10 protein-coding genes are annotated in these 11,944 nt (G+C 50.5%); all 10 read left to right on the top strand.

Annotated elements, in window-relative coordinates; all coding sequences use genetic code 11:
• Position 1: 1 nt before the first annotated feature.
• The 10 genes from NDJ01_RS23490 (at position 2) to terL (ending at position 11,829) form a co-directional block, all read left to right on the top strand.
• On the top strand, positions 2-2,035 hold the full coding sequence (locus NDJ01_RS23490; RefSeq protein ID WP_258587460.1) for a hypothetical protein: 2,034 nt from the start codon (positions 2-4) through the stop codon (positions 2,033-2,035).
• Positions 2,035-5,637: a hypothetical protein gene (locus tag NDJ01_RS23485; RefSeq protein ID WP_258587459.1), complete on the top strand. Its 3,603-nt coding sequence runs from the start codon at positions 2,035-2,037 to the stop codon at positions 5,635-5,637. Before NDJ01_RS23490 ends, NDJ01_RS23485 begins: the two co-directional genes overlap by 1 nt.
• A gap of 66 nt (positions 5,638-5,703) precedes the next feature.
• Positions 5,704-8,526 (top strand): phage tail fiber protein, encoded by a 2,823-nt coding sequence (locus NDJ01_RS23480; protein WP_258587458.1) that lies wholly within the window; start codon positions 5,704-5,706, stop codon positions 8,524-8,526.
• Between the two features lie 10 nt (positions 8,527-8,536).
• On the top strand, positions 8,537-8,710 hold the full coding sequence (locus NDJ01_RS23475) for a hypothetical protein (RefSeq protein WP_158213561.1): 174 nt from the start codon (positions 8,537-8,539) through the stop codon (positions 8,708-8,710).
• A 35-nt stretch (positions 8,711-8,745) separates the two neighbouring features.
• Complete coding sequence (locus tag NDJ01_RS23470; RefSeq protein WP_029854288.1) at positions 8,746-9,102, top strand: D-Ala-D-Ala carboxypeptidase family metallohydrolase; 357 nt, start codon at positions 8,746-8,748, stop codon at positions 9,100-9,102.
• A gap of 10 nt (positions 9,103-9,112) precedes the next feature.
• Positions 9,113-9,385, top strand: coding sequence for a hypothetical protein (locus NDJ01_RS23465; RefSeq protein WP_015727779.1), 273 nt, complete (start codon positions 9,113-9,115; stop codon positions 9,383-9,385).
• The gene (locus NDJ01_RS23460) at positions 9,366-9,509 is read left to right on the top strand and encodes a hypothetical protein (protein ID WP_015727780.1); all 144 of its coding nucleotides are present in this window, start codon (positions 9,366-9,368) and stop codon (positions 9,507-9,509) included. Before NDJ01_RS23465 ends, NDJ01_RS23460 begins: the two co-directional genes overlap by 20 nt.
• Positions 9,509-9,754, top strand: a complete 246-nt coding sequence (locus NDJ01_RS23455) for an HNH endonuclease (RefSeq protein WP_015727781.1) — start codon at positions 9,509-9,511, stop codon at positions 9,752-9,754. Before NDJ01_RS23460 ends, NDJ01_RS23455 begins: the two co-directional genes overlap by 1 nt.
• A complete protein-coding gene (locus NDJ01_RS23450; RefSeq protein WP_258587457.1) occupies positions 9,755-9,991 on the top strand; it encodes a hypothetical protein in 237 nt (78 codons plus the stop codon).
• A 107-nt stretch (positions 9,992-10,098) separates the two neighbouring features.
• Positions 10,099-11,829: a phage terminase large subunit gene (gene terL, locus NDJ01_RS23445; protein ID WP_049877469.1), complete on the top strand. Its 1,731-nt coding sequence runs from the start codon at positions 10,099-10,101 to the stop codon at positions 11,827-11,829.
• The last annotated feature ends 115 nt before the right edge of the window (positions 11,830-11,944 follow it).

Here is an 11,944-nt window from a genome sequence, read left to right as displayed (position 1 = left end):
CGTGCGTGAACGTATTCAACTCAATCCTAACTTCGGTGACGTACTTATCCCGTCTGTCCCTGTTAACCAATACCAATCGACAGCTCGTGGTAATACCGCAACGCTTCAACAAATGCGTCGCCGCAACAAGCAATTCGAAGCGTTTGATAACTTAAACCAAAGCTTAATGATGGAAGGTCAACGTCAACGCAAAGCAGACGCTGAGGAAGTGACTGAACAGGCCATTGCTCAAGAGAAGCAGTACCAAGCTCAACGCAAGCTTCACGACAAGCAGCTTGAGACTCGTCTTGATGGCGTGGTCGGGAAGTACGCTTTAGAGATGGCAAGCATGAAACCTCAAGAGCGCCTATCGTTCCTGCGTCAACAAGAAGACTACCAAGACATCATCAACTCATCTTCGCAACGTCCTAATGAACGCGCTGAGTTCGAGTACAACGTCCTCAACAAGTACGGCTCTAAGTGGGAAGCTGAGCACGGTGAGCAGGTCTTAAAGACACGTCAATCTGAATACAACAATCAAGGTATTCCTGCCGTTGAGTCTGCATTCCAAATGGGTGGCCTAGAGGAAGGCGTAACGACTATCAACGAGTTCTTATCCGGTGCGTCTGACTTCGGAATGAACCGTGGAGACAGCGCTAAGGTTCTCATGGAAAACCTCAAAGCTCTGAATCAATCGGCAGACACTCAGACTTACCCTGAGCTACTTATGTGGTTCAATGCGATGGACAAGGCTGACTTAGGCGAGGCTCGTGCAGAGTTCGATGCGTACAAGCCTAAGATTGAAGCGACACTTCGCAAGAACATGCAAGAGGAGCAAGTACGCAATGCTCGCATGTACGTCCTAGACGGTGAGGCAGCCGTTGAGTCTGGTGACGTGACTCGTGTTGAGATGCACATTAAGAATGCACCTAAAGGCTTCTACTCAATTGAGCAAGAACGCTCACTACTTAAACGAGTCGGTGAGCAGGGCGATAAGTTAGCTCGCCAGTCCAACCTAACGCAAAGCTACCTGTACGGCAAAGTGTCTCAAGACGTCCCAGACTTCAAGGCTGAGGATGTAAAGGCATTGGATGAAGACTTAGCAACTAAGCAGTTCGTTCAGCAGCCTGACGGTACGTTTGCGGTAGACCCTAAGTTCAAGACGCAATACTTCATGCAAGGCGTAGGCGTTAACCGTGACGTCAAGACACCTCGTACAGACGCTATGTTCTTCGGTGGGCTGGACTTTGAGCCTCTTGATTCAAATGGACAACCTAACCCTCGTTACATCCAAGGCGCTCAACACGTCGCTGAGCTTGCAGCCTCGGTAGGTGAGACCACGGCGAAAGACCGCATGGATACTCATCGTTACAACGAGTACCGCCTTTACCGCACCTTTACGAATGACCGCATTGGCGACCCTAATCTGACCAAGGAGTACGCCTTATTCAAGCAGCGTTTAGATGCACGTAAAGCGGCAGGCATTTCGACTCCCTCTAAGAAGGAGATGGACGAAGTGTTCAAAGCCTTTAAAGACAACACAGACCTAAGCAAGAGCGAGGTTCAAGCGTTCTTTGATGGTAATCCTCAATTGGTGAAAGACATCATGATGGGGTCAACCTCAGCAGACCAAGCAGCTCGTCTCTTAGCTCAGACGAGTGGACAGGACTTCCTAGAACTGGATGACCATAACGTCTTTAACGGTGGCTATGTCGCTGAGTACGCTCAGAAGCACTATAGCGCTGACCCTGCGGTGGCTATTGACGATGTCCTAGAGAAGTACGCTGAGAGTCTAGGCGTCGACTCAGAAGATCTCGACATCGAGGTTCACCCTCATGACAAAGGCATCTGGCTCATCTCTACGCCTGACTCAATCGCTCCTCGTGAAGTCGACATGATTAAGTACCTAGATGAACACAAGAGCAGTGAATGGCAAACGGAACAGCAGCAAATCGACGCAGAGTTAGCTAAGGCACAAGCCAAGAAAGCAGCCGAGCGTGAACGCTTTGAAGCTAACCCGTGGGTCAAACTCGCTCGTACACAAATGGAGAACTAATGGCACGTTACACAGGTAACACAGCCGCACCTATCGTTGAACCTAAAGAGGCTGTGGAAGACCGCAGCTTCTTAGCTCAGCTTAAAGATGGTATGCAGGCTGAGTCGTGGGTTAAACCTTTCGACATTCAAAACGCACAACCTCGTGCGACTATCTATGACCCTAACTATGACGTCACTAAGAACCCTCGCTATAACGAGTTACGGGACATCGACAAGGACGCAATCGTCAAGGTTGCAACAGCTTACTCAGACGAAGACTTTGAGTACAAGCTAGACCGTCAAAAGGCAACGCAGGAGGCTCGTGAACGCCTGTCTCGTGAAGGTCTCTCAGGTGGCGCTGCGTCTGTACTAGGCGCAATCTTATCGCCAGAAACGTTTGTTCCTGTAGCTGGCACGGTAGGTAAGATGCGAAGTGCAGCCGAGATGGTGAAGTTCGCTAAGCAGGCCAACCGCATGAAAGCTGCAATGGTGGCTAAGGACGTCGCTGCAAACATGGCTCTGGCAGGTTCAATCGCAGCTATGCGTGAATCCGTCGATTCGTCTTACTCAGTGTCCGACGCTGCGTTCGACACATTGGCAGCAGGCGCGTTCGCTACGCTAGGTGAGGGCTTTACGGCCTATAAAGCTTCTAAGCGTGGCAAAGCGCTAGACGCTCAGCACAAGCGTGTAGCAGGCATTGAGGCCAAACTAGCGATTAACGCAAAGGCGTCTGAGGCAGCTAAGGTTGCTCAAGACGTCGCAGGGATGGACATCGTGCAACGCTCATTGGATGTAGACGCTGCGCCTAAGTATGTACCAGTCCCTGAGCGTAACCTTTCGATGAAGGAGTTACGTCAACTACGTGATAACCGTCTGTCTCGCTCTGAGTTGCGTCAATTGGAACGTGATGTCGCTCGTATGTCTCGTCAAGGTGATGAGGCGGGGATGGATGTATTGATTGAAGGTAAACGACAACCAATCGCCCTAGACGTCTTGAAGGAGAAGCTAACGAAGCATAAGGAAGCGCTTGAAGCTGAGCAGGTAATGGAAATGCGCTCCATGGGTATGCCTGACAACACGTCCTTCAAAGCGCTAGACGCTGAACGTCGCAACCTTATCTCTAAGAGCATGGATGAGACCTTTGAGCTTCTATCTAAGCGCTCCGCATTGGAACGTTTAGAAGGCGAGGGGGCTTGCAAAGCTCTCTATGACGACTACCAAGCCAAGCTTCAAGCCAAAGTCTCTCAAGCTCAAGCAATGTGGCAACGTGCAGAACGTTCTCGCAGTACCTTAGCGAAGGAGCGCTCAGCTATCTTGAAGCAGGTCAATGAGGGAGTCGCAGACGCACGCAAGCGTCGTTTCCGTAAGCCTAGCAAGTTAGCAAGCTCAACGTTGAACCTAGCGTCTGACTACGGTCGTGCGATGCGTTCAGACAATGAAGCTTACCGCAGTCTCATGAGTCGTCTACTTCAAGACAGCTCAAATGGTGGACGCTCTGCCGCCTCTGTGGCTGAGTTCAACGCAGAAGACATGGTGAAACTGCTAGACCGCAGCATCTCTCCTAAAGACCTCTCTGAGTTGAAGATGGATTTGAGGAAGAAAGACCCGTCTGTCAAAGAGGCTGATGTCTTGAAGCATATCTCTGACCTTGTCGAAGGTTACGAGATGCCAAGCTCTGAGGCAGCGACTCGTGTACGTGATGCGTTCCGTAAGTTCTACGCTGATGCGGCTGAACGTCTTCGTGCTTATAACCCTAACATTGAGCTTGCCTCAAATGACGGCTACATGCGTCGCATGGTTGACTTTGATGCGGTACACAAGGCAGCTCATGAAGGCCAAGACGAAGTCATTATGAAGGCTTTGTACAAGGGCATGAAGAAGGCTCAGTGGAACGACCTAGTGAAAGCTCACGGTGAGGAAGGCGCTGAGACTCTGCTTAATGCGGCTGCTCGTGGCTACTGGAAGAAGCTTAAACGTGTGGCAGGCTTTGATGCAGACGAGGACGCAGCTCTTGATGCTCTGGTTAAGGATGGACATTTCTTGAATGACCTATCCCCAGAAGAACTAAGCGCTGAATTAGACCAGGATGCAATTGGCCGTCTTGCAGGTGATAAGGCTGCGAAGAACAACAAGCCGGACTTCTTGAAGACTCGTATGAAGCTACGCCTTGACGTACAGGAAGGTGACTTTGACCTACGCTCATTGTTTGAACGTGATGCAGCTCGTGTAGCAACCAAGTATGCACGAGACACATCCTCATGGATGGGCTTAGCGTCTCAAGGCATCTACACACCGAAAGACTTAGCGGAAATGCTTCAATCTATCCGTCGTGGCTCAGGCTCACGGTCTGGCGCTACGGATGACTACGAGCGAGCAATGAAGTACGTAGCGTTGCTCAAAGGTGTACCAATCCATAAAGACACAGTCTGGACGAATACACTACGTGGTCTTATGTCCTATCAGTTCATCACCAAGATGGGCGCTGCGCCAATCATGGCTCTCTTTGAGCAAGGACGTGTCGCTTCCATGATGGGCGTGGACACAGTGCGCAACTTGCCGTTCGTGCGTAATGCTATCAGTGGCCTCCATAAGCTGACTAAGAGTGAGCTTGTTCAAATGGGGGACGATCTCCAAGCCATTATGCCTCATCACTACCAACCATCACGTTACTTTAGCCGTCACATGGATATGGCTGAGGAGCAATGGGCTGGTGCGTTCTCTGCGAAGATGCGTGACTACGCTGACTTGTGGGGACGCTTGAACGGTATGGAGCAGATTGACCGTAACTTACGAGCAAGCGCTATCGACGTCTTCCATAACCGCCTTGTAGGCCATGTCCTTGAAGGCAAGAAGCTAGGCAACCTGATTGACCTTGAGTATCTAGGGATTGACGACAAGACACTCCTTGAACTCAAGAAGGCTATGCGTTCATCCACAGAGGTGAAGCATGACCTATTTGGTGAGGTCTACTCTGTCAACTTCGACAAATGGCCTAGCGCTCTACGTCTTCGTTACAAGGAAGCTCTACAGACAGCAGGCAACCGTATGATTCAGAAAGCCTACCTAGGCGAGGGCTTCTTCGCTACAGGACATCCACTGGCTCAAGTGTTCATGCAGTTCCGTAACTTCGGCTTGACGTCCATCGGTAAGCAGTTCGGTGCTGACCTAATGCAGGCTCAAAAGCAAGGCTTAGGCGGCTACGCAACGATGGGCGGCGCATGGTTGACGATGGGTGTGTTCACAGTGCTAGGCATTGAGACTCGTAAAGAGTTGCTATCCGTCGGTACTGATGAAGACCCTGAGTTCAATCCAGAAGAAGACTGGGCGACATGGTGGCGTTATCACCCTGCACTAGGTTGGACTCGTGATGTGGTTGACGTGGTAGGCGGTACGGCTGACTACTTTGGCCTCATCGAGAAAAGCGAAATGGATGAAGCGCTAGGCGTCGTTCAGCGTTCGTCTGGTCTAACTAACCGAGGTCTCTTTGAGTCTACGCCAGTAGGTTCGATGCTGACTAAGGACATTCCTGCGGCCTTCGATGAGCCAAGCGTCGAGACCATCTCTAAGTTCGCACCTGATGCCGTTTACACGCGGTGGGTGAAGAACCTAATCCAAGACTAACTCTACAACTTAAACCAAACACAAAGGCGACCTTCGGGTCGTCTTTTTCGTATCTGGAGAACAAACTTGACTATCAATAACAAACCAACACCAAACGTTGCTGAGAAGACTCAGTATCTGTCTCGTGTTCACTATGACGCGAAAGTAGGCGAACACCAATTCGCTGTGACCTTCCAGTACAACGACCTTGAAACTGTCCGTGTGTTACGTGATGCAGTAGAACTAGAGTACCTAACTGACTACTTCTATCCGTCTACACACGTAGTTCAGCTCAACGAGCCGCTTAAAGCAGATGCTCGTATCACCATCCGTCGTGAGACTCCACTAGAGGAACGCGCAGTTGACTTTGTGAACGCAGCAGAGCTAACCGAGGCTGACCTTGATGCTTCGGCTAACCAAGTGTTCTTTGCGATGCAGGAAGCATACGACAACTCGCTTGACTCTTTGAAGCCAGAAGACGACGGCTCTATGTCCCTATCCGGCAAGCGTCTAACCAACGTAGGCGACCCTTACTATGAGAAGGACGCTGCGAACAAACGCTACGTCGATAAGTGGTTCAACGAGGCCATTAAAGACAACGCTGCGGTAAAGGCTCACGCAACGCAAGAAGCTAACCGCTCAGCTCGCTCAGCAGCCGAGGCGGCTTCATCTGCGGCTAACTCTCACTCATATGCAGGTGCATCGAAGACTTACTCTGAGACGTCTAAGAACTACTCAGAGCTATGCCGTGACATCCACGCTGAGGTAGAGGCTGAGGGTCAGCAACAGCTAGGTATGATTCAAAGCCTAAGTGATGAGCAGAAGGCGCTAATCCTCAAGGAAGGCAGTACGCAGACAAGTCGCGTCTCCACTGAGGGTAACGCTCAGTTCAACCGTGTAAACCAAGAGGGTGGCCGTCAACACACCATCATCTCAAGTGAAGGTACTAAGCAGTTCAACCGTGTGAAGACAGAAGGTGACAAGCAAGTTCAATTAGCAACTGAGCAAGCAAACCTAGCGCTGTCTCACAAGGAAGGCGCTGCGTCTGAGCACCAAGGCGCAACTCAACAAGCTGCTAATGCGGCTGCAAGTGCTCAAGAGGCGTCTACTTACTTAGATACTGTCCAATCCAATACGGATAAGACTGAGGAGTTAGCGACCTCTGCGGCAGGCTATCGTGACCGTTGTGTCCTCGCTGAGACAAACGCTAAGGCGTCTGAGGTTAAGGCAGCAGAACACGCAGGGACAGCTCAAGACAACGCTCAAGCATCTGATGCAGCTATCGCACAGACTCAAGCTAACGCTGAGGCTGCTCGTGAGGCGGCTGACCGTGCTGAGATTGCGGCTGCGACACTAACAGGTGCTCTAGTTGAGCTAGGTAACGCTGACCTATCAACAGGCGTCTACCCTGAGCCTTACACAGACTTGAACGGTCAAGTGCGTTCGTGCTTCTGGAAGGTCATCAAGGGCGGCACTGTGAGCGGCATTGAGTACGGCGTAGGTGACACGTTGGTGTACTCAGAGACACTTGAGGACTACTACAAGATTGATAACACCGAGAGTGTTACGTCTGTAAATGGTCACAAAGGTGCTGTGACACTGACCAAGAGTGACGTGGGGCTATCGAACGTTCCTAACTATGCGTTTACTGCGGAGGTGAACGATGCGAGTACCGTTAAGTTCGCTGCGGCAGGTGCTGTGAAGCAAGCTTACGACCTAGCAGCAAGCAAGATTACCAAGGCACAGGGCGACAGCTACTACTTAGGTAAGACGGCTAACGCTGTGAGTGCAAGTAAGTGGGCGACAGCTCGTACCTTGACGCTAACAGGTGATGCAGCAGGTTCAGTGAGTATGGACGGCTCAGCGAACGTCTCTCTAGCTGTCACAGTGAACAACGCTGCTACTGGCGATAAATGGACAACTGCTCGTACCTTGACATTGACAGGTGACGTGACTGGCTCTGTATCTATGGATGGCTCAAAGAATGTATCTATGACAGCTACCGTTGCTAATGATAGTCATACACATGTCTTAGATAACATCTCCGACATTCTCAAGCATGTGCCAGCAAAGGTTAAAGACTTGAACGCGACGGACTTGAACACGCTGAACTCTACAGTTCATGCAGGCTTCTACCGTCAAACAGCTAACGCCTCAGCAAGTCTTGCGCGTAACTACCCTGTAGCATCGGCAGGCTCTCTATTGGTCATGTCATCGGCAGGTGGCGTAGTGCAGATGTACATCATCTACAACTCAGGAGCTGTGTACACACGCGCTCTATACAGCAACGCATGGTCGTCATGGCGTTACAGCTACGACTCAGGCAACAAGCCTACCAAGGCTGATGTAGGGTTAAGCGCTGTAAACAACTGGGGTGCGACTTCATCTGTAAGTGATAGCTCAACGTCTAAGTACGCCACTGCGGCAGGCGTTAAGACTGCTTACGATAAGGCTGTGGCTGCGCTAAACGCTGCGAACAACGCTGCTTCTGTGGCAGGTCACGCAGGTGAGACAGCTATGTCCTCGGACGGCTCTGACGTTGCAGCAGGTAGCATTAACGTTGGCTATGTGTCGTGGCGTGTTCGTAAATGGAACGCAGCGATGTTTGACCCATTCGGCCTATTAACATACGAGAGTATGTCAGCAGGTTACGTGGTCAATCGCACAGGTTATTACGCTATCGAGGTCTTTGAGGCTGTGCTTGGAACGTCTGTATATGTGCGCTTTACAGTTAACGGTACAGAAGTGCTAAAGCGCGGCTCTAAAGCTCAGGGCAGTAATAACACTACCTTGCATCCACGTCTAGCGTGGGTCGGTAAGCTAAACCAAGGCGACAAGATTAACTTCATGTCACAGTCCAATGGTTTGGTTGAAGGTGCGACGCTAAGCGTTCGTTACATCAAGCCGTAAGGAGGTCACTGTGTCTATTGAGGAGCAAACCTTAGAGCTTGTCAAACATGCCACACCGCCAGTCGCCGTGACTGGTCTAACCGTGTTCGGGTATCCACTGCCTGACATCGTATCCGTCCTAACCATCATCTATCTGCTAGTCCATATCAGCTACATCATTAGCAAATGGCTACGCGGTAAGTAACTCAACCAATACAACACAACATAAGGAGTAACACTGTGCCTATTGAAGGTAAATACTTCAAGGCGCATGAGCTTGCGTGTAAGTGTTGCGGTAAACACGGGGTCACTCAAGACCTCGTGAACCGTCTTGACTTACTACGGGAACTATGGGGCAAACCTATCGTTCTTAGCTCTGCGTATCGTTGCCGTAACCATCCAGAAGAACGCCACAAAGACACTGTAGGTCGCCATGTGCAAGGCATTGCGGTCGACATCAAGTACACAGGTGGTGAGCTTATCGAACTCATCGCTCTGGCTAAGAGTCTTGGCTTCAAAGGATTCGGTATCGCCAAAACATTCCTACACATCGACCTACGTAAACAAGACCGCTACAGCGTCTGGTTCTACAACTAGGACATCCCTCATGAACATCAAACTCACAGCAATCATCCTGTCAGCTTTAGCACTGGCAGGGTGCGAGTCCTTAGAGGCTCAAATCAACGCGCACCTAGCTCTCAACGAAGTACACAAAGCCGAGGCAAAGATGGCAGAAGGCTACATCGCTATTACAGCAGGCCAAGCTCTGCTTGAAGCTGGCGAGGCTAAGTATGCAGAAGGTGAAGCTGAGCGCGTCCAAGCAACCAACAACCTGTTTCTACTACTAGAGGAGAACCCATATGAAAAAGACTCTAATTAGTGCCGTCGTGGCAGGTGCAATCGCTCTTATTGCTCTGCTTACAGACACACCACTTCCAGTAGACAACCTGTCTGACGCATTGACCAACGTCGTGTGTCAAGTCTTCGTGGAGTGTACGCAGTAATGGCAGAAGACAAAGCTAAGCGTGCAGCCCGTCAAAAGGAATACAACGCCCGTCCTGAGAACAAGAAGAAGCGTGCGGCTAACAACCGTGCGCGTCGTCTGATGATTAAGAAGCATGGGAAAGCAGCTCTCAAGGGCAAGGACGTAGACCACAAAGACGGCAACCCTCGCAACAACGCTCCCTCCAACCTCCGCATCATGTCCCGCAAGAAGAACCGTGGGCGTAATAACAACAAAGGTAAGTAAATGGCAAAAGTAACACGCGAAAAGAAAGACATCGTAGCTGAACTCGACGTCATGCTTGCGAATGAACTCTTTGAACGCATCAAGTCTGGCGTCGCATCTCCGGCTGAGCTACGTGAAGCACGGGCTTATCTGAACGACAACAAGCATCTACTCTCGTTCGCCCCTGAACACCCTGCTCAAGTGCTCGCAGACACGCTACCAGATCTCTCAACACTACCAGAAGTAGTAACGCACTAATCCCTTCTAAAAGCTCTCAGAAACGCTCTGAGGGCTTTCTTTCAGCCATATCCAAGCTCTTTCACTAGAGAGGGCTTCGCTATGTCTAACAACCAAGAAGGAGACCTATGTCCATAAACGTAATGAGCACTGACTATGTGCAACAACTCAAAGAAGACTTTCGTCTATTCCTATTCGCCGTCTGGCAGTTCCTAAACCTTCCACCTCCAACCGACATCCAGTACGACATTGCGTACCACCTACAGCACGGCGGTAAGCGTATCATCATCGAAGCTTATCGTGGTGGTGGTAAGTCGTGGATTACCTCTGCGTTTGTTTGTTGGCTACTCTTACGTAACCCTCAGCTCCGCATCATGGTGGTCTCTGCGTCCAAGGAACGCGCAGACTCATTCTCTCAGTTCACCAAGCGTCTACTTGGCGATATGCCTATCCTACAACACTTGAAGCCTACAGGGCTTGCTCGTGACCGTATGGACGTGTTTGACGTTGCACCTGCTAAGAACGACCACTCACCATCTGTTAAGTCAGTAGGTATCACAGGTCAGCTAACAGGTTCTCGCGCAGACATCATCATCGCTGACGACATCGAGGTACTGAACAACTCTGCGACTCAAGACGCTCGTGACAAGCTGTCTGAGCTAGTTAAAGAGTTCGACGCAATCATCAAACCATTAGACACATCACGTATCATCTACCTAGGCACACCTCAAACAGAGATGTCTATCTACAACACACTAGCTGAGCGTGGCTACGAGGTTCGTATTTGGCCTGCGTTGTATCCTAATGCAGAGCAGGAAGCAGCCTATGTGTTTAACGGTCGGTCTCGCTTAGCGCCTCTCATTACGAAGCGCGTACAGGAGAACCCTGAGCTAGTCGGTCATACGACTGACCCTAAGCGTTTCTCTGATGCAGACTTGATGGAACGTCGTGTCTCTTACGGCAAGGCAGGCTTCTCGCTACAGTTCATGCTCGACACTGCGTTGAGTGACGCTGAGAAGTACCCATTGAAGCTCCACGACCTCATCGTAACCAACGTAGGTAGGGAGAAAGCACCTAGCTCATTCGAGTGGTGTAACGACCCTGATAAGCGTTGCAAGGAGCTTGAGGCTCTAGGTCTAGCAGGTGACTATTACTACCGTCCTCTATGGACTTCTGAGAACTTCATGCCTTTCACAGGGCGTCTCTTAACGATTGACCCGTCTGGTCGTGGTAAGGACGAACTGGCGTACAACGTGACGTACTTCTTGAACGGCTATGTGTTCCTAACAGAGTCTGAGGGCTTGCTTGAAGGTTACTCTGAGAAGAACCTCAAGACGCTTGCAGAGACTGCTAAGAAGCACCAAGTTCACAAGGTTCTCGTTGAGAGTAACTTCGGTGACGGTATGTTCACTCAGCTCTTGAAGCCTTGGCTCAATCGCATCTATCCGGTAAGCATTGAGGAGGTACGTCAAACAGCTCAGAAGGAGCAGCGTATCATCGACACACTTGAGCCTGTCCTAATGCAACATCGCCTAGTGGTAGACGCTAAGGTGATTGAGCGCGACTTAGAGGCAACTCAAGGTCGTGTGTTCTATTCGTTGTTCTATCAAATGGGACGTATCACCGCAGAGCGTGGCGCATTGAAGCACGATGACCGTCTTGATGCTCTGGCTATGGCAGTAGCTTACTGGGCTTCTGTGATGGACGCAGACGCTAAGCGCATCGAGCAAGAGGTGAGGGCAGAGGCTCTTGAGAAGGAGCTTGCTGACTTCATTGCGTGGGCTTCTGGTGAACGTGATGAGCCTGAATGGGGCGTCTCTGGGCTGGCTTTCGGTGAGACTGGAAGCTGGTTTAACTAGGGAATGTCACAACCAAAAGGGACGTAAGTGTTACTTAGATGTAAATGCCCTAAGTTACTGAAATCCCTTTCTTTTCTCTTTTTTATGTTAAAAGTCTGTAATTACGACTGCCTAT

The sequence above is a fragment of the Vibrio sp. HS-50-1 genome, from assembly GCF_024747315.1.
GTDB lineage: Bacteria > Pseudomonadota > Gammaproteobacteria > Enterobacterales > Vibrionaceae > Vibrio > Vibrio diabolicus.
This window is presented reverse-complemented; position numbering and strand designations above follow the sequence as displayed.

What these genes read in the sequence shown, in the direction of transcription:
- terL (WP_049877469.1), top strand. Translation starts at nt 10,099, where the DNA reads ATGTCCATAAACGTAATGAGCACTGACTATGTGCAACAACTCAAAGAA.
- NDJ01_RS23460 (WP_015727780.1), top strand. Translation starts at nt 9,366, where the DNA reads ATGAAAAAGACTCTAATTAGTGCCGTCGTGGCAGGTGCAATCGCTCTT.
- NDJ01_RS23450 (WP_258587457.1), top strand. Translation starts at nt 9,755, where the DNA reads ATGGCAAAAGTAACACGCGAAAAGAAAGACATCGTAGCTGAACTCGAC.
- NDJ01_RS23455 (WP_015727781.1), top strand. Translation starts at nt 9,509, where the DNA reads ATGGCAGAAGACAAAGCTAAGCGTGCAGCCCGTCAAAAGGAATACAAC.
- NDJ01_RS23465 (WP_015727779.1), top strand. Translation starts at nt 9,113, where the DNA reads ATGAACATCAAACTCACAGCAATCATCCTGTCAGCTTTAGCACTGGCA.
- NDJ01_RS23485 (WP_258587459.1), top strand. Translation starts at nt 2,035, where the DNA reads ATGGCACGTTACACAGGTAACACAGCCGCACCTATCGTTGAACCTAAA.